Source organism: Wujia chipingensis (assembly GCF_014337155.1).
Lineage (GTDB): Bacteria > Bacillota > Clostridia > Lachnospirales > Lachnospiraceae > Coprococcus_C > Coprococcus_C hominis.
On the sequence record NZ_CP060632.1, the window covers coordinates 2,348,974 to 2,368,140 of the forward strand.

The 19,167-nt window shown below is 43.9% G+C and carries 14 protein-coding genes; all 14 read right to left on the reverse strand.

Annotated elements, in window-relative coordinates:
- Positions 1-78 precede the first annotated feature (78 nt).
- The gene (locus H9Q76_RS10900; RefSeq protein ID WP_118671641.1) at positions 79-1,122 is read right to left on the reverse strand and encodes a galactose ABC transporter substrate-binding protein; all 1,044 of its coding nucleotides are present in this window, start codon (positions 1,120-1,122) and stop codon (positions 79-81) included.
- Positions 1,115-2,089, reverse strand: a complete 975-nt coding sequence (locus H9Q76_RS10905; RefSeq protein ID WP_118671640.1) for a substrate-binding domain-containing protein — start codon at positions 2,087-2,089, stop codon at positions 1,115-1,117. Before H9Q76_RS10905 ends, H9Q76_RS10900 begins: the two co-directional genes overlap by 8 nt.
- The gene (locus H9Q76_RS10910) at positions 2,076-3,917 is read right to left on the reverse strand and encodes a cache domain-containing sensor histidine kinase (RefSeq protein WP_118671657.1); all 1,842 of its coding nucleotides are present in this window, start codon (positions 3,915-3,917) and stop codon (positions 2,076-2,078) included. Before H9Q76_RS10910 ends, H9Q76_RS10905 begins: the two co-directional genes overlap by 14 nt.
- A gap of 78 nt (positions 3,918-3,995) precedes the next feature.
- The gene (locus tag H9Q76_RS10915; protein ID WP_117781475.1) at positions 3,996-5,600 is read right to left on the reverse strand and encodes a response regulator; all 1,605 of its coding nucleotides are present in this window, start codon (positions 5,598-5,600) and stop codon (positions 3,996-3,998) included.
- A 588-nt stretch (positions 5,601-6,188) separates the two neighbouring features.
- Positions 6,189-7,841, reverse strand: a complete 1,653-nt coding sequence (locus tag H9Q76_RS10920) for an ABC transporter permease subunit (RefSeq protein WP_249321092.1) — start codon at positions 7,839-7,841, stop codon at positions 6,189-6,191.
- A gap of 18 nt (positions 7,842-7,859) precedes the next feature.
- The gene (locus tag H9Q76_RS10925) at positions 7,860-9,368 is read right to left on the reverse strand and encodes a sugar ABC transporter ATP-binding protein (RefSeq protein ID WP_117781477.1); all 1,509 of its coding nucleotides are present in this window, start codon (positions 9,366-9,368) and stop codon (positions 7,860-7,862) included.
- A gap of 92 nt (positions 9,369-9,460) precedes the next feature.
- The gene (locus H9Q76_RS10930) at positions 9,461-10,723 is read right to left on the reverse strand and encodes a substrate-binding domain-containing protein (RefSeq protein WP_117781478.1); all 1,263 of its coding nucleotides are present in this window, start codon (positions 10,721-10,723) and stop codon (positions 9,461-9,463) included.
- 307 nt (positions 10,724-11,030) lie between these two features.
- Positions 11,031-11,984 (reverse strand): hypothetical protein, encoded by a 954-nt coding sequence (locus H9Q76_RS10935; RefSeq protein ID WP_249321094.1) that lies wholly within the window; start codon positions 11,982-11,984, stop codon positions 11,031-11,033.
- Positions 11,985-12,059: 75 nt separating this feature from the next.
- Positions 12,060-13,616 carry an ABC-F family ATP-binding cassette domain-containing protein gene (locus H9Q76_RS10940; protein WP_117781480.1) on the reverse strand — a complete coding sequence of 519 codons (1,557 nt, stop codon included), beginning with the start codon at positions 13,614-13,616 and terminating at the stop codon, positions 12,060-12,062.
- 359 nt (positions 13,617-13,975) lie between these two features.
- On the reverse strand, positions 13,976-14,359 hold the full coding sequence (locus tag H9Q76_RS10945) for a hypothetical protein (RefSeq protein ID WP_249321096.1): 384 nt from the start codon (positions 14,357-14,359) through the stop codon (positions 13,976-13,978).
- A 157-nt stretch (positions 14,360-14,516) separates the two neighbouring features.
- Entirely contained in the window at positions 14,517-15,284 is a 768-nt protein-coding gene (locus H9Q76_RS10950) for a hypothetical protein (RefSeq protein WP_249321098.1), read from the reverse strand.
- A 14-nt stretch (positions 15,285-15,298) separates the two neighbouring features.
- Positions 15,299-16,255, reverse strand: coding sequence for an L-lactate dehydrogenase (locus tag H9Q76_RS10955; protein ID WP_117781483.1), 957 nt, complete (start codon positions 16,253-16,255; stop codon positions 15,299-15,301).
- Positions 16,256-16,423: 168 nt separating this feature from the next.
- Positions 16,424-17,464: an alpha/beta hydrolase gene (locus H9Q76_RS10960; RefSeq protein ID WP_243100424.1), complete on the reverse strand. Its 1,041-nt coding sequence runs from the start codon at positions 17,462-17,464 to the stop codon at positions 16,424-16,426.
- A gap of 189 nt (positions 17,465-17,653) precedes the next feature.
- Positions 17,654-19,150, reverse strand: coding sequence for a 4-alpha-glucanotransferase (gene malQ, locus H9Q76_RS10965; protein ID WP_118374578.1), 1,497 nt, complete (start codon positions 19,148-19,150; stop codon positions 17,654-17,656).
- Between the last annotated feature and the right edge of the window lie 17 nt (positions 19,151-19,167).

A 19,167-nucleotide genomic window follows, 5' to 3' on the forward strand; every position in this document is an offset into this window, starting at 1 on the left:
GTCTTCAGCGCATTCAGTCATACATCCATTCATTCATCCGTGCATTCATTTTCTGCATAATTCCAGTTGCAGCCTTCCTTACTTTCCAAGGAATGTATCTACGTTGTCCCCATCAACCTTACGATATTGTGACATATAATAGATGTCATCCTCCAGTCCATACCCTTCGATATCGCTTCCCTGAAACAATGCGACCGTCAAAAGTGCGATCATCCTCGCCTGATCTTCCTTATCGTTATAGACCGTTCCCTGCATCGTACCATGTTCCACTGCCTCCAATGCATCGGTCAGACCATCAATGCCGAAAATAATCGGCCGCTCCGCCTGCCTGTAGCCGGCATTTTTGTACGCCTCAACAGCCCCCAGCGCCATCTCATCATTGTTCGATAAAATCAACTCAATCTCAGAACCATACTGATCGATCAACTGACTCACCCGGTTTTCCGCCTGTGCGCGGTTCCAGTCTGCAAACTGATAACTGAGTTTTTCCAGTTCTATTTCATTCTCAATCATCGTCTTAACCGACAGGTCTGTCCGGCTGATTGCATCCTGATGTCCGGCTTCCCCTTCTAAAAGCACATATTGGATCTTCCCATCGCCATTCTTATCGACCTCCGGGTGATTCTTAATATATTCCGCTGCGATCTCGCCCTGCATCTCACCGGACTGTGCTGCATCACAGCCAACATAGAAAAGCTTATCCCACTGAAGAAGATCCTCCTGCACCGGTTCCCGGTTAAAGAAAATAACCGGAATATCATTCTGCCGCGCCATACGGACAATATTCGACGGGGCTGTCCGGTCAACCAGATTCACGCACAAAACATCACATCCGGCGTCAATCATTTCCTCAACGATCTCGTCCTGCTCCTGCTGGTCATTGTCGCCGCTTCTTACAGATACGATTACCTTCATCGTATTGCTCTCTTTTGCTTTCAGATTACTTTTTATTATATCTGTCATTGCATTGATAAACGGGTCGTCCGGTGTATATGTCACGACACCAACACGCAACATATGATCGGCTTTTGTGTCCTGCTTTCCGCAGCCTGTCAGTGAAATCAAAAATACCCACACGCACAACCATGCTATCATATTCTTCTTTACGTCTCTTCTACTCATACGAATACAAAAACCTTTCTATCTCATCCGAGAACAAATCTTCTTTATAAATAACTTTTACTTCCTTCTCATGGCTCTTCAACGTGTAAAATGTCCGTGTCAGTTCTTTTTCAATTTCCTCGACACTCTCATAACCAATCCCGTATCCATCCGGGATTACCAGACACTGCACCTGTCCTGCATCGAGCAGTGCAATCGATTTCATGCTCGTACCAACGCCAAAGATCTTCGCATCCTTATACACACCATTTTCCGCGTGTTCACCCAGCGTATCCAAGGCTTGTGTATCCATTACCACCATATAATCGACGGACTCCTGTGCATCAACAACCGCACAGATATCCGTGTCACTTTCTTCATTATACTCCCATGCAATCTCGCAATCCTGTTTCTCCAATGCGTCCTTCAGTCCCTGGATACGATTCACACTTGCCTCCGTCTTGGATCGTCCGGCAATCACGCCAATCCTTTTTCCTTTCAGCCCATCTTCGTCCTGCGTAATAAGCTGCGTGCCAAGTGTGTATCCAATCTGGTAATTATCCGGTTTGACTGTCGCATACCCGCTTGCCTCTGGCTGTTCACCGGTATAAACATCTTCTGTCAGAAGTACAAATGGCTTCTTCTGCTCGCCGAGCCAGTCTAACATATCCTTCGTATCTGTGCCTGGTGCCGGGCACAGGATAAATGCATCCACATCGTTTTCCAGCTGTTCCTCGATCAGCTCCCGCTCGTCCTGCGCGCTTACAATATCATCCGTATTACAGATAATCAGATGAAGATTATTGGTTTTCGCAGACTGCTTTAATCCATTGATTACACCCTCCCACCGGGTGTCACCGGAATTCTGCAGGATAACCGCTACACGCTTTTGAGCGACATCCTCCTGGAAGATTTTATGTATGAAGAAGGCTGCGAGGACAATCAGAATAAGCTCTGCAATGAGAAATGTTAATTTATCTCGTTTCATCTGTAGCCCTCCCATTTCTATAGCTCTGCGCCTCGAGCTGCTGCCGGTTCTCCTCCGTAAACGGAATTGCCGGAATGTGTATCACAATCTTCGTTCCTTCATCAGGCTCACTGTAAACAAGAAGACCATATTCGTTACCAAACATCAACTGAATCCGGTTGTGCACATTGATGAGTCCTACCCCGGAACCATGCTTTGGTACTTTATTGTTATCCTTGAGGACATTTTCAACCGTTTCCTCACTCATACCCATGCCATTATCCTCGACCGAGAGATAGATATCATCTCCCTTTTTCTCACCGCTTACCGTAATCATTCCGCCGTCATCCTCGTCCATATTTCCAACCCCATAATAGATTGCATTTTCCAAGATCGGCTGTACGATGAGCTTGACCGTACAATAATCGTTGACTTCCTCGTCGATATCAAACTTCACCTGGAACCGCTCCTTATAGCGAACAAGCTGGATATTCATATAGCTTCGGCTGTGCTGCAGCTCATCCGCGATCCGGATTACGGTTCTGCCCTTTGACAGACTGATCCGAAGCAGTCTGGCAAGCTCCGAAATCATGAGAACCGCTTCCTTATTCTTCTGTGCCTCAACCATCCATGTAATCGACTCGAGTGTATTATATAAGAAATGTGGATTGATCTGACTTTGCAGTGCATCCATCTCACTCTTTCTGCGTTCAGTCTGTTCCCGGATAATCTCCTGCATCAGATTCTCTATCTGTTCATAGGACTTCTTGACCGAATATCCGAGATGCCTGATCTCCGAGGAACCGCCAATATAGATATCCGTATCCCCGCCTGTCTCATATGCCTTGACTGACTCATTCAGCCGCAGAATCGGACGTGAAATCTTTCTTGATATGATCCGGTTTACTTCGAGCAGCATCATCATCAAAATCAGAATGGCTGTGATAATATAATACCGGAACCGGTTGATATTTGCTGTCTGTACACGCTCCGGAATCACACCGACCAGCTTCCAGCCGGTATATGCCACACTACTCACAACAACATTTCCCGGTCTACCGTTCAGCGAAAGCTCATACGTTCCGTCTTCTAATTGCGATGTCATCTCACAGTTTTCCGAAAAATATCCACGGTCAATATCTGCACGTCTCGGATGGTAAATCATCTGTCCATCCCGGCTGCAAAGGTAATAATAAATACCGTTTGAGGACTCATTGATCCGCTTCATCGTATTTGATATCACAGAATATTTCATATCTACCAGCAGTACACCGCTGCGCGGTTTTTCCCCATCGTTAATATCCACGGAACGGCTGAGGGAAATAACCCAGTAGTACCGGTATGTGCCATCCTCAAACAGATTCTGAATATGCGGCAGGGAGAAATGCACATTCTCAATCTCCTCCTCTGCGTTTGTATACCAGTCCTGTTCGGATGCCTTTACGCCCTTCTTGCGTTCCGAAACCGGCTCCGCCATAAGCTGTGCACCATTGCTGTCATACAGCGCCATGCTTTGAACCTTGTCTGTGTTGATTTCATAAAGCAGACTGAACTGGCGGTTAAAATCATCACTGGAGATATCATTTTCCTGAATGATATTATAATTCACTGCATTCATTATCTGACGGACATTCAACAACTCCGCATCCAGCTTATCCACCGTGCTTTCGACCATACTCTCTGCATTCGACACAGCCGTCTGCTTCATCGCCATTTTAAAACGATTATACAAAAGCAGGCCAATTGTAATTGTCGTAATCAACGTAAGTGCAGTAAGAACCGCCATAATGATTGACTGGATATCCAGTCCGATAAATCTCCTATGATGTGTCCAGCCCTGCTTTTTCATCCACTTTTGAAGCCAGCTTTCCTTCTTTTGCAATTTTCCCATCTCTCTTGTTTTCAATCCATTTCCCCTATTTTTTTCTTACTGATTCGTATGCTGTGCCCGGTACTTCGACGGTGACACGCCAAATCGTTTCTTGAATACATAACTGAAATAATTCGCATCCAAATATCCCACTCGCTCAGCGATCTGATAGCTCTTCTCATTTGTTTCCAGTATCAGTGTTGCCGCATGATCCATCCGGTAATCCGTCAGATACGTAATAAACGCTTTTCCTGTCTCCTTCTTGAACACCGACGAAAAATACGAATTCGATACCCCGAGCACAGAGCAGATCGTGTCCAATGACAAATCCGGCTCCATATAGCGCTCACGTACAAGATTCTGCGCATCGGTCACAAGCCGTCTCGATGTACTGTTTCGAGCATTTTTCAACTGTTCCCCAAGCTCTACGGAAACTCCCTGCATCCATGCCGTAAGTGTACTCTCATCCATCTGCGGAATCGTCTCGTAAGGATTCTGGATTCCGTGCAGATAATCATTAAAATCAAGGAAATTATTTGCACAAAACCTGTAAAATGCTCCCACCATCTCCATGATTGCAAGATTATACTGACTGACCGTCTGTGCATTGCTGTGCAGCTTTTCTATTTCGTTTACAACGACCTTCTCAATCTCTTCCTTTAACCCTAAATGAATGGCTTTGAACAAATCATGCATTCTTGTATCTTCCGGCTGCAAGGTCGTTTCCTGTTCCTTCGGTGCAAGCTCGGCAATATTGATCGCGCGTTTCGTTCCATACAGTACCCTGTATGATACTGCCTCTCTGGCACCATCGTAAGACGTTTTAATATTCGCCATATTGTCGCATACACGACCGATACCTGCCGTAACCACCGCCCCCATCACACGATAAGCCCATTTGCAGAATCGATCACACGAATCCGTAAACTGCACAATCGCGTCCTCCGATGAAAGCTCTATCAGCATCAGTGTATTGCCAAGATAAGAGAATACCCGGCTCTTCCACTCTGTCGCAAGCCGTTCCTTGATCTCATGTTCAACAGACATCGCAAGCAGCAACGGATTCATACCGTCCGGCACATGATGTTCCGAAGTGTGGAAAATTGCACATCCATAATATGGTCCTTTCATATCAATCTGATACGCGGCAAAAAATTTCCCGCAGTTTTCTTCTGTCACCCGTCCCTCAATGAGAGATACAAAGAAGTTATTCTGCAGTACCGGAAGTGCTGCATTGAAATAATTCTCCAGACGTGTTACATTCAGTTTTTCTTCCCGTTCCCGGTCCAGTGTGTCCTTCAGACGTTTCAGGCAATCAGACAGTTCCGTTGCATTTATCGGTTTCAGCATATATTCCTCAACCTCCAGATGCACCGCTTCCTTTGCATATTCAAACTCATCAAACCCGGTAAAAATAATGATGTGAATGTTCTGGTAATCCCGGTTTAAACGACGGGATAACTCCAATCCATCCATATATGGCATCTTGATATCTGTAATTACGACATCCGGTTGAAGCTTCTCTACCAGTTCAAGTGCTTTCACTCCGTTGGTTGCGTTTCCAACGACGGTAAATCCAAGGTCGTCCCATTGTATGCGTTGTTCAATTACTTCGATGACTTCTGCTTCGTCATCCACCAAAAGCACTTTATATTTTTCCATGTTGCACCCCACTTGTTATCGCCTGCCGGGTAGTTCGGAAGCATCTGGTCTTTGGTTAGGATGCTTCCGAACTACCCGGCAATTCTTATTGTTCTTTGTTGTTTTATTGTCCTTATTATACCAAAGTTATCACTATAAAGATACCTAAATATCTAGCTGGTTGCTTCCTTCTATTGCTCAATTGGGGATTTTTCCTCTATTTGGGGAATTTGCTCCAACTGACTTGTTTCCTACTCTTGTTCCATTGGGGATTTTTCCTCTATTTCGAGAATTTGCTCCAACCAGCTTGCTTCCTGCTCTTGTTCCATTGGGGGAGTTCCCCTCATTTTCAAGTTTTTGCTCCAACTGACTTGTTTCCTACTCCTGCCTTATTGGGGGATTTTCCCTCATTTTCAAGTTTTTACTCCAACCAGCTTACTTCCTACTCCAATTCATATATTAAAAACGCAAAATAAAACCAGTATATATGTGGCACTGTTTTATTGCGTTTTGACATTATATACAATATACAGGAAAAGCCGCCTCTCCATCCTCTTCGATAGACAAGGCGACCCTTCCTTCGTTTACAACTTTATTTGATTCCTTTGATTACTTCTTCTGAACATACTTCAGACAGTCAAGTGTTACAGCTGCAAGGATGATAATACCTTCGAAGATAAACTGAAGGTTTGTATCAATACCAAGGATTGTCAGAGAGTATGTAAGGGATGTGAAGATCAGTACACCAGTTACAACACCGGAGATCTTACCGATACCACCTGTGAAGGATACACCACCTACTACGCAGGCTGCAATCGCATCCATATCCCAGCCTTGTCCATATGCGGCACTACCGGATCCAACCATACGGTTACACTCAAGCCATGAACCAAATCCATAAAGGATACCTGCTAAGATGAATGCTCCCATTGTTACCTTGAATACGGAAATACCAGATACAGAAGCTGCTTCCGGATTACCACCAACAGCGTAAAGGTTCTTACCAAATGTTGTCTTGTTCCAGATGAACCATACAACGATGATTGCTACAACTGCCCAGATAATGATGGTTGGGAATCCACCAAGATTTGGAATAAACATGTTCGGAATGCTTGACTCGATTGCACCGAAGGATACACCCTTTGTTGCATATGTTACAAGTCCGAAGATAATCAGCATGTTCGCCATTGTCGAAATAAATGGATGCATCTTATACTTCGCCATGAAGAAACCGGCAATACTTGCAAATACGGTTGTAAGTATGATACATGCAACAAGTGCAATAATTGCTCTGCCCGCTACCGGAATACCTGTAAAATCAAAGATATGTCCGAATACGCCACCGGTATTTACACCGCTGTGCATGATGATAGTTGCGGTTACCATACCCATACCTACCATACGTCCGATGGAAAGGTCGGTACCTGTTAACAGAATCAGGCCGGCAACACCAAGGGCTAAGAACATACGAGGCGAAGCCTGCTGCAAAATATTCAGGATATTTGTCAGTGTCAAAAGCTGTGTATGCTTTACAATCGGTGTGATGATACACAATGCAATAAAGATGAGTAAAATTACAATGTACAGACCATTCTTATACATAAACTGTGTTGTATTGAATGTGTATTTGTAGTTTTCTACCTTCTGTGCCTGCTTCTGTCCAAATGTATACTTAGACATACGGAGCAGATCGATCAAATGAAACTTATGTGCAAATGCATCGTGCTTTCTATCCTTGATTTCCTGCAATTTAGACTCATGTGTCATCTGTGCATCGAACAGGCGGTTACGATATACATACTTCTCATCCTTGATTTCCTCAGAATCAGAAAGCTTTGCCAAAGCCTGCTCGTGCTCTGTCTTAATGGTTGCCACAATCTTGTCATAAGAGGCATTCTCTGCTGCCTTCTCTGCCTCACAGCTCGCAACTACCTTCTCATAGTAGTCACTCTTGTAATGCTTGGAGAGATAGCTCTCTGCATCGGAAATGAGCTTGGATACCTTATCCTTATTTGCAGATTCTACAGATTTTGCTTTCTCTAAGTCCGCCTTATCCTTCGCAATAATCTTTGCTCTCTCTTCCTTTGTTAAATTCTTATCTTCCTTCGCAATTGCGATATGGTTCTTTAAGCTTCGAACCTTGTCAGATCCATCTACACGAAGTGCATCGATCTGCTTCTGTATTTTTCCTACATATTCATCAATCGGTTTCAAAAGCGCTGCTTCCGCTTCTGCCGAAAGGATCATACTTTTATCTGCCATCGCCAAAACTCCTCTCTATTACAAATATTTCGCACTAAGCTTTAATAATTCTTCCTGATTTGTCTCCTTCGTATTGACAATACCTGCCAGATGGCCATTCGACATAACGCCAATACGGTTTGTGATTCCGAGAATCTCCGGCATCTCAGAAGAAACAACAATAATTGTCTTACCCTGCTTTGCCATGTTAATGATCAACTCGTAAATCTCATATTTTGCTCCAACATCAATACCTCTTGTCGGATCGTCCATCATAAAGATGTTCGGAGACCGCTCCAACCATTTACCGAAGATTACCTTCTGCTGATTACCACCAGACAGATTTGCAATCATATCATCCGGTCCCATACATTTCGTATGCATGACCTTGATTTCCTCTGCGGTTGCCCGCACCATGTCATCATGTGAGAGTGCAAGTCCACTCTTATAATGATTCATATTTGCAATGGTTGTGTTAAATGTTATATCTGCTTTTAAGAACAGACCATTTGCCTTACGCTCCTCTGTAATGAGGGCAAATCCATGATTCATCGCATCCTTCGGAGATGCAAAATTCATCATCTTACCATCATAGATAACGTTTCCGGCTGCTCTCGTACGCATACCAAATATCGTCTCAAGAAGCTCTGTACGACCTGCACCGACCAATCCATACAAACCAAATATCTCGCCTTTTTTCACATCGAAGGAGATATTCTGGAGCTTCGGTGCATATTTTGTTGAAAGGTTCTGCACGGAGAGAATCGTCTCTCCCGGTGTATTATCAACCGGCGGGAATCTGTTATCCAGAGAACGGCCTACCATGGCTGATATGAGTTCGTTCATGTTTGTATCTTTGCTGTCCTTCGTCATTACGAGGCTGCCATCCCGCAATACGGAAATCTGGTCGCAGATCTCGAAGATCTCGTCCATCTTATGGGAGATATAAATCAGGGAGATTCCCTGATCCTTAAGCTGACGCATCATCTTGAAGAGCTTTGCTACTTCCGGTGCTGTCAGGGATGAAGTCGGCTCATCAAGTACAATTACCTTTGAATTGTATGAAATTGCCTTCGCAATCTCACACATCTGACGCTTTGATACAGACATCTTCTTCATCGGCTGCGTAAGGTTCACTGTGATTCCAAGCTTTCTGAACAGATCAGATGCTTCTTTTTTCATTCTGCCCTCATCGACCACACCAAGCGAATTCTTTGGGTATCGACCGAGGAACAAATTATCAATTACATTTCTTTCCAGACACTGATTTAATTCCTGATGTACCATTGCAACTCCGTTTTCGAGTGCATCCTTTGGTCCAGAGAAATTAACTTCCTTGCCATCTAATACGATTGTTCCTTCGTCCTTCTGATAGGTTCCGAAGAGACATTTCATCATTGTCGATTTTCCGGCACCATTCTCACCCATAAGTCCCATGATGGATCCTGGCTTCACATTCAAATCAATGTGGTTAAGAACCTTGTTTCTTCCGAATGATTTACTCATGCCATGAATCGATAAGATGTATTTATTCTTATCATCTGCCATATCTCTACTTCCCTTTCTTAAAAAGAAGGGTATCAATTTTAGGTGACACCCTTCTTTGGTTAAATCATTTACCGTTCGTTCAATCAGTTCTCTTACTTGTTAAGAATTGATGTGTAAGATGCTGCGTTGTCTGTCTTAACCATGTTGATTGCAAATGCATCGTACTCACCAGGGTTACCAAGACGGTTTGTGATGTTAGACTCTGTCTGACCATCACCACCGATGTAATCAACCTTCAGGTTCAGAAGATCATCGTAATTCTGAAGAAGTGGCTGGTATGTTGAGCTTAAGAAGTTATCAGAAGCGTTGTAGATATCAAGCCATACCTTCTTCTCTGGGCTCTTGCTAGCATCGAGCTGCTTAGAAACCTTGTCATAAACCTTTGTTGAATCTGTGAAATCCTGGTAGTTATCTGCTGTTACTGCAATGTTCAAAGCGTAGTAAGATCTCTCTTCTGCTGAGTATCTGTAATCAACACCCTCATCAAGCTTGTTACCAGCTTCATCTGCTGTACCGATACCTGTGTCTACATCTACGCCGTCAAGTGCGTTACGAAGAACACGGAGTGTAAGGTAAGCCTGAACGTCTGCATGCTGTGAAATTGTTCCGCCGTAGCCTTCTGCGATAGCTGCTACTGCATCGCTGTTTGCATCGTATCCAAATGTAGGAACCTTGTTGTCCTTTGCCCAAGCGTTGAACATTGACATTCCCATACCATCGTTGTTAGAAACAACTACATCGATCTGATCACCGAAAGAAGCTGTCCATGTACCGATTGCGTTACCTGCTGTTGCTGCATCCCATGTAGCACCTGCAGAGTTCTTCATCTCCTGGGAAGCAAGCTCACGGATTGTGTATTTCTTTCCATCTACTTCCAGTGTTGCATCCTGAACAACCTTTGCAGATCCATCTACGTTTGTACCGGCTGGTGCTGAATCAACTGCGCCATTTGCATCAACGCCTGTTCCAAGTGCGGAACGGACACCTCTTGTACGTGCGATGGAATCGTTATGTCCGATATCGCCGATTGCGAGTACATATCCGATTACGCCATCACCGTTACGGTCGATCGTTGCTGCATTCTTCTTGATGTAGTCAAGTACCATCTCACCCTGAAGCTCAGCACCCTGATTCGCATCGAAACCTACATAGTAAGTATCTTTGTTAAAGTTAAGGGCTGTTTTGTCAAGCTCTCCTGTTGATGAGTTAGAAGGCTGACGGTTGTACCATACAAGCGGCTTATCCTTGTTTGCAACTCCGCTTGATGAAGAACCTCCACCTGATGATCCACATCCTACCATTGACAGTGCCATTGTTGCTGCTGCGATTACAGCTAAGATTTTTTTCTTCTTCATACTCTTTCCTCCTATGAATGAAATACTTGTTGAAATGTTCCTTCGTACTTTTTGTTCATTTTGTACATTTTTTTTGAATCATTCCCTGTCTCATTGACTAAATTCATTATATTTGGAATGAGGTCCGGAAAGAATAGAATATTTTTGGATATATTAGCAATTTTTTTTGATTATATGAAATTTTTATATGAATTTTGACGAATCTGTCCGTGATCACCTCGAAATTGCACAAAAAATTTCGTTTTTCTCATGATTTTGAAGCATATTTGCCAACTTTTTTCGGATCACGTCTTTCTTCTATCGTATTCTACATTTTTTTCATCTTATATTTTTTCCGCTGCCCCTGTATTTCTGTAAAGCCAAATGCCAGAACGCCGACCATACCAAACGCCATCATTTTGATAAGGCTTTCATAATAGATATCCATGTTGCCAGACCATCTCATAAGCTCCTTCGCATGTACAAAACAGCTTTGGAACGAAGAAGCTCTATAGTAGTAATCTGAAAGTTTAGACGCCTGTATCGCCATTGCCATGTCTACCCGGAATGCCAGATATAGCCATGCAGCTGATACCGCAACACACAACAGAAAACTTATGGTCGACAGCTTTTCGCCTTTCCACTTATATCCATAGATAACCGCGACTCCCATCGCAAGCCCGGCATAGCTTGACACGAATCCAATGCGTGCGATCAGGAAAATCAACAGCGCACCCAGAACGCCACCACCAATCGCTCCGAGCAGACCGAGTGCATAATTTTCACGCACAACATAATCCTCTTCCTGGTTCAGTTTCAACGCATATTCCGTCATCTTCGCAGATTCCTCATTTAAAAAGGAATAGCCATCCTCCACCTGATAGACATTCGTTGGCCCCTGCACGCCCCTGGCATCACAATTATAATATTGATATCGTTCAAATTGCGTGATCATACCTTCTATCAGATTCTTGATCAATTGCACGTTCTTTTTTGTGCCACCACGAACCGGAACATATACCGCAATGCTAAATCCTTTCGGTATGATCCTGCCGCCGCTCGGAAGTACCGCGCGCATCGTTCCCCACACATCGACAGATGCTGGTGTCTGATCGTTGGAAACCGAAAATGCAACCATCATCATTTTTTTGCCGGAACCGGTACCCGGTTTCACGACATATGTATATCCCCGGTACACGCCATGCAGCTGGCTTCCCATTCCTGTCCGTGTTGCCTGCAGTTCCCCGGCTAATTTCGTTAAGATTCTTCTATTCGATGCCATCCGGCAAATTCCTCCTCTACTTGACACTTACGTTTCATCATATTTCCTTTTCACAGGGATAGCAAGTTTTATTTTCTATACAGCCAGACGGCTGAACTCTTCCAGATTCCATACCTTCGTCACAATATCCGAATAAAATTCCGGCTCATGACACACCAGCAGCACCGAACCGTGATACTCTTTCAAAGCACGCTTTAACTCGTCCTTCGCTTCCACGTCCAGATGGTTCGTCGGCTCATCTAAGATCAGAAGATTTGTCTCCCGGTTGATAAGCTTACACAGACGTACCTTTGCCTGCTCTCCACCACTTAAGACCCGCACCTTGCTCTCGATATGCTTCGTCGTGAGTCCGCATTTTGCCAGTGCCGAACGCACCTCGTACTGGGAATATCCCGGAAATTCCTGCCAGATCTCCTCCAGACAGGTATTGTCCGTGCCTGCCATCTCCTGTTCAAAATATCCCTTGTACAGATAGTCGCCCAACTCAACCTTGCCGGATAACGCCGGAACAATACCGAGCAGACTCTTCAACAACGTACTTTTACCAATTCCATTTGTTCCAATAATTGCAATCTTCTCGCCGCGCTCCATCCGCAGATTGATCGGCTTGGAAAGCGGTGCATTCTTATCGTATCCAATCACAAGATCCTCTGTCTCAAACAGCATCTTGCCCGGTGTCCGGGCTTCCTTGAAATAAAACTCCGGCTTTGGTTTCTCCTTGGCAAGCTCGATCACGTCCATCTTGTCAAGCTTCTTCTGTCTCGACATCGCCATATTTCTTGTGGCAACCCGCGCTTTGTTTCTTGCCACGAAATCCTTCAGCTCATTGATTTCCTGTTGCTGTTTCCGGTAGGCTGCCTCCTGCTGTGCCTTCTTCGCCTCATAAACTTCCAAGAACTTATCGTAGTTTCCGACGTAGCGGTTCAGCTCCTGATTCTCCATATGATAGATGATATTTACAACATCATTTAAAAATGGAATATCATGGCTGATTAAGATAAATGCATTCTCATACTCCTGCAGATACCGCTTCAGCCACTCAATATGCTCCGCATCGAGATAGTTCGTCGGCTCGTCCAAAAGCAGGATTTCCGGTTTCTCCAAAAGCAGCTTCGCAAGCAGTACCTTCGTACGCTGTCCGCCACTTAAATCCGTCACATCATGGTCAAGCCCCAGTTCCAGAAGTCCAAGTGCCCGCGCCACCTGTTCGACCTTCGCATCGATCATATAAAAATCGTGGTTCGTCAGCATATCCTGCAGCGTACCAACCTCTTCCATCATCTCCGCGATTTCATCGTCCGTCGCATCTGCCATGCTCTCATAAATCTCGTTAATATTCTGCTCCATATCAAATAGATACGAAAAAGCGGACTTCAGAACATCCTCGATCGTCATGCCCTTCTCCAGCACGGCATGCTGATCCAGATATCCAACCCGCACATGTTTGTTCCATTCCACCTTGCCTTCATCCGGTGCAAGTGTGCCGGTCACGATATTCATGAACGTACTTTTTCCTTCGCCATTCGCGCCGACCAGACCGATATGCTCGCCCGCAAGCAGGCGGAATGATACATTATTAAAGATTGCACGATCGCCAAAACCGTGCGTTAAGTTCTCAACATTTAAAATCATCTGTTTTTGTTCTGCGAAACATATTGTGAATTGTGTATATGTCCGTGCCACATTCTGATAATATAAGATGTATTGAAACCAAGAAGTTCTAGATGTTCTGATTTACCTTCTGATACCGAACGCAACCACCGCCAATTCGCCATCCATGGCTCAGTGGCGGTTTGTTTGAACATCGTGTTCAAACATTGCTATTTTACTTACAGAACATCAAGTACTTCTACGTTTCAAACATATTTATATTATCAGAATGTGGCACTTCCATATATATACAATTCACAATACGTTTTGCAAGTTTCTCCTCTATTTTTTTATTGAACCATTCTTTTTACCTTGTTGCCAGATGTAAAAGTCCAGCCAAATTATTTATTTTTCTTGTTTTGCTTGTCTGCCTTGTTCACGCCAAGCAAGCCCTTGATGATGAATCCGACACCGACGCCGATTGTGCCGAGGATCAGTGCCAGCTCCAGACCGGACATATAACGCATGGATATGTTCAGTGAAATGACAAGGCATACAAAAAATGTAATGCACAATCCGATCAGTGAAAGTCCGGTCAGCATATTCGGTTTTACGATAAATGCGATAAATGCAACTACGATCAGAACGATCAGAATCCCACCTACATTCACACGCCCCATGCGGTAAAATAAAGTGAAGCTGCTCACGACAACGTTTTGCAAGAAGATGATCACCCCGATGATTGTAAGTACGATTCCTAATAAAAACTGCAATAATTCTTTCATTCGTTCCTCCCTATTTTCTCTTAGAAAATGATTACATACTTATGTCTGATTCTATCATACTTCGACAAAGCTGTACACACAAAAAACTGCTGCCAATGCTTGCATAACTTAACATTGACAACAGTTTCATTCTATCTTTATCAACAACTTTTATATCCTATCCATGCAGGCGCACCGCTGCCGCGATCCTTCCGGCAATCCACATGACCGACGCTGCGATCAGGAATATCAGAACAAAGCCATTCACCTTTTCTTTCCAACGCATCGCCACGATAATTGTATCTCCGATTACGGCAATGGCTACCGGAATTACATAGAATAGATTGACTGCATTTCCTATCAGCACTTTGTACATCAAGACTGCGAACGCTGCAACAAGTGCAAGTGAAACAACCGCCTCTATCACATGAAAGAGGATGGCTTTCTCAATTTCCGAATGATACATGACCGGAATTGCCATGGAAAATAATATCAGGTAGATTAAAGACATCCATAACAATACACGATCTTCCGCCTGTGCGTTTACGCATGCCGTCTTGATAACCAAAGCCGCAATCAGCATTCCGTAAGATGCAAACTGGATTCCCGGAATCGTATATTCCGTATGTACCATTCCGGACACAAGAATGACTCCTGCGGTTATGGAAAGCATCCGGTAATCAATGGAATGATACACATTTATATCCAGCGTAAATAATGATTTTAGGAACGCTGCATTCCCCACTGCCAATAAAACAAGAAATGCAGCAAGCGATAAGAACACAGCCAGATACACATAACTATTGAAGCCGCTTCCGAACAGTTTCACGTCCTTATCCCTTATAGAACGCACGATGCTCTGTACGCGTTCCGCAAATAAAATAATGAAATATAACATAATCAGCCAGTTCATAACAACCGCGGACACTCCAACCCGTAAATCCATGACGATTCCTCCTTCTATAACTCCAGCGATGCAAGAATCTCTTTCAATGCATCTGCCGATTCCTTTAATTTCAGAGCCTCTTCGCCGCTTAACTTGATTGGAATATCTGTCTCCACGCCATCTGCACCGACAATCGCCGGCATACTTAAGACCACATCCTCGATACCATACGCACCATGTATCATGTGTGAGACTGGCAGGATCGATTTCTCATCCCGCATGATCACCTCGCAGATTCTCCTTACAGACATCGCGATTCCATAATACGTCGCATGCTTCCGGTTGATAATTTCATATGCACTGTTCTTTACTGCATCTGCAATCTCCCTCGTATTTTCCTTATGCTGGTAATGTCCACGCATCTCGCACATCTCGCTTAATTCCACACCGGAGACATTTGCAGATGACCATGCAACGACTTCGCTGTCGCCATGTTCGCCCACGATAAATGCATGCACACTCCGGCTATCCACAGACAGATGTTCACCCAGCTTATATTTCAGTCTGGCACTGTCTAACACTGTGCCGGAACCAATCACCCGCTGCTCCGGAAGTCCGGACAATTTGATTGCCACCTGTGTCAGGACATCGACCGGATTCGCTACCACAAGCAGGATTCCACTAAAATTCCGCTTTGCAATCTCCGGGATAATAGACTTGAAAATAGCCACATTCTTGTTCACAAGATCCAGTCTTGTCTCCCCCGGTTTCTGTCCGGCTCCCGCGGAGATAATCACGATTGCCGCATCTGCAACATCGTCATAATCTCCTGCATAAATCCGCATTGGAGAAGCAAATGGGATTCCATGGCTGATATCCATTGCCTCTCCCTCTGCTTTGTTTCTGTCTGCATCAATCAATACAATCTCTGTAAATAACCCACTCTGCATCAAAGCGAAGACGGATGCCGATCCCACAAATCCACAACCGATCATAACCGCCTTTTTTGCATTCACTTTATTATTTCCCATAAATGGTTCCCCCTTTCATATATACAGTGATTTAATAACGATAATTATTACTACTTTAGTATAATAATAATTCTATAATTTGTCAATTTGTATTTATAAAAAAACACGCAGATCACTGTCCTCTATATGTTTTGTTTCTACTATATTGTCAATAATAAAATTGTAATTCTATTTGTTTTTGAAAAATAAACACTCTTCCTCATTGCACTGTACACCATCCGAATTTCGAAGATTCAGATGGAATACGTGACCACTTTCCGGATGGCCCGCACCAAACGCCCGCGTTACATGTGCTACACCAATATCATTCATCCTCTTATCCAGTTCTATCGTGTGAAACCGCAGATCATCATTCACACTGTACATCAGATACGCTTCCGGAAAATCCGCATTCATATATGCTAACTGATCCATGAACAACTGGTACTGTTCTTCAGACACAACCAGCGTGCCATCTTTCCTGAGATACCAGTTTGAGATCATGTCATCCCGTTTTCCCATGTCGTATGCACCACAATTCAGGCAAACACGAACCGGCAGCTTATCATAGGTAAAATAATCCAGTTTCCCCCGATATTCCTGATTTGACGCAGCAATGCAATACTGCGCAGTGAGCTGTGCTCCCGCCGAATCTCCCAACATGAAAAACCGATTCATATCCAGGCCAAACACCCGCGCATGATCATCAATATATTTTACGAGATATGCTACATCCTCTATGGCAGACGGATATTTATTCTGCGGTGCCAGACGATAATTAAAATTCACAACTACGAATCCGCTTTGTGCCAAATGACAGCAATAATGGCTATACAGTTTCTTATCTCCATAAAACCAGCCACCACCATGCACACTGACAATCACCGGATATGCTTTATCCGAGTCTCCCATATAAGATGCCGGCACACAAAGATCAAACAGACTGTTCGATACATAACTGTCTGAATCAATGTCCGACGCATCCCCGGATGATGCATACAGCATCTCCCTTTTCTTATCCATCTTCCAGCTATCCAAAATCGCAGCAAACTGCTCTGCATCCAATCTTTTCTTATAATCTAAATTCTTAATCTGTACAACATTTTCCGGATATTCCAGATCTTTGTCGCGCAATCCATCATTCACCATCCACGCATGGCGCATGTTCACCCATGGCGGAAGTTTTTTATTCTCCGCTCCACGCTTCATAATCTCTGTAACATTTATCATAACCGATCTCCTCCTCATAATCGTCCCTCTGTCTTATGTTGTCCTCTTTTTTCTCTTATTCTCATACATAGACTGATCCGCCATATTAAGATAATCCTGCAGGCTTTTCTGCTTATCCGGCGTATCTATGAAAAACGCCCCTGGTAACATAAAACCCCGGGGCGCATTCAATAAATCGTCAGTTATAAATTAGTTACAGCGTTCATAACGAACCGTAATCGCTTTTATCTCCTTGGCTAAAGTCTTATTTAACTCTTTGCTGTCTACCCGCCATCTCCAATTGCTGCCAACCGAAGAAGGCGTATTCATTCTCGACTTGTTGTCTAAGCCAAGGTAATCCTGAATTGGAACAATACAGATTTTCGCATTACTTCGCATGATTACGCCAATGAGCGGAATATACATTTTATCTGCCGGTGTATAGTAATCACACAGATAATCTCTTGCTTTTTTCCTGCCTTCGTCATCGACCTCCTGCCACCAGCCGACCAGTGTCTCATTGTCATGCGTGCCTGTATAAGCTACACAATTCTCAATATAATTATGAGGTAAATACTCCCTCGCCGAACCCGTATCTCTTGTGTCAAATGCGAATTCCAACACTTTCGTCCCCATGAACCCGCTATCCGCAACAAGCTTACGGACGGTATCCGTTATATAGCCAAGATCCTCCGCAATCACGGATTTTCTGCCAATCTTCTTTTCGATTGTATGGAACAAATCCATGCCCGGACCTTTTTTCCAACTGCCATTTACCGCGGTCTTATCCCCATATGGGATGGAATAATATTCATCGAAACCACGGAAATGATCAATACGTACAACATCATATAATTCAAAGCAGAATGAAAGCCGTTCGATCCACCATGCATACGCTGTCTTTTTGTGGTAATCCCAATCATAAAGAGGATTCCCCCACATCTGCCCATCCGCCGAAAATCCGTCCGGCGGACATCCCGCAACAGCCTTCGGTGTACATTGTTCATCTAACTGGAACAATTCCGGATGCGACCATGCATCTGCACTATCCAATGATACATAAATCGGAATATCTCCGATAATTTTAATTCCTTTTTTATTGGCGTAAGCTCTGAGCTTATACCACTGGTTGAAAAACTGGAACTGCATAAATAACTGAAAATCAATTTCATCTGCCAGCTTCTCTTTATATTCACGTAAACCTTCTTCTGTACGACTATGAATTGCCTCCGGCCACTCAGTCCAGTTCATTCCACCAAAATGATTTTTCACTGCCATATATAAGCAATAGTCATACACCCACGCTTCATTCTTATCTAAGAACGCCTTATACTCTGTACTGTTCTTATGCCCGCTTCTCTCACAAGCCTTGCGGAGCAATACATACCGTCCATTATATTGTTTTTCATAATCAACAGACTGTTCGTCTGTTCCAAAGTCAACACTATCACATTCTTCTCTTGTCAATAAACCTTCGCTAATTAAAGTTTCCAGATCTATGAAGTACGGATTCCCGGCAAATGTGGAAAACGACTGGTATGGAGAATCTCCATATCCGGTAGGTCCCAAAGGTAAAATCTGCCAGAACGTCTGACCGGCTTCCACTAACCAATCCACAAATTTATATGCTTCTTTGGAAAAGCAGCCAATTCCATACTTTGATGGCAGACTGGAAATCGCGAACAATATTCCTGCTGTTTTATCCATATATGTCCTCCATATAC

Coding starts and splice junctions, on each gene's coding strand:
- H9Q76_RS10900 (WP_118671641.1), bottom strand. CDS start 1,122: ATGAGTAGAAGAGACGTAAAGAAGAATATGATAGCATGGTTGTGCGTG.
- H9Q76_RS10905 (WP_118671640.1), bottom strand. CDS start 2,089: ATGAAACGAGATAAATTAACATTTCTCATTGCAGAGCTTATTCTGATT.
- H9Q76_RS10910 (WP_118671657.1), bottom strand. CDS start 3,917: ATGAAAAAGCAGGGCTGGACACATCATAGGAGATTTATCGGACTGGAT.
- H9Q76_RS10915 (WP_117781475.1), bottom strand. CDS start 5,600: ATGGAAAAATATAAAGTGCTTTTGGTGGATGACGAAGCAGAAGTCATC.
- H9Q76_RS10920 (WP_249321092.1), bottom strand. CDS start 7,841: ATGGCAGATAAAAGTATGATCCTTTCGGCAGAAGCGGAAGCAGCGCTT.
- H9Q76_RS10925 (WP_117781477.1), bottom strand. CDS start 9,368: ATGGCAGATGATAAGAATAAATACATCTTATCGATTCATGGCATGAGT.
- H9Q76_RS10930 (WP_117781478.1), bottom strand. CDS start 10,723: ATGAAGAAGAAAAAAATCTTAGCTGTAATCGCAGCAGCAACAATGGCA.
- H9Q76_RS10935 (WP_249321094.1), bottom strand. CDS start 11,984: ATGGCATCGAATAGAAGAATCTTAACGAAATTAGCCGGGGAACTGCAG.
- H9Q76_RS10940 (WP_117781480.1), bottom strand. CDS start 13,616: ATGATTTTAAATGTTGAGAACTTAACGCACGGTTTTGGCGATCGTGCA.
- H9Q76_RS10945 (WP_249321096.1), bottom strand. CDS start 14,359: ATGAAAGAATTATTGCAGTTTTTATTAGGAATCGTACTTACAATCATC.
- H9Q76_RS10950 (WP_249321098.1), bottom strand. CDS start 15,284: ATGGATTTACGGGTTGGAGTGTCCGCGGTTGTTATGAACTGGCTGATT.
- H9Q76_RS10955 (WP_117781483.1), bottom strand. CDS start 16,255: ATGGGAAATAATAAAGTGAATGCAAAAAAGGCGGTTATGATCGGTTGT.
- H9Q76_RS10960 (WP_243100424.1), bottom strand. CDS start 17,464: ATGATAAATGTTACAGAGATTATGAAGCGTGGAGCGGAGAATAAAAAA.
- malQ (WP_118374578.1), bottom strand. CDS start 19,150: ATGGATAAAACAGCAGGAATATTGTTCGCGATTTCCAGTCTGCCATCA.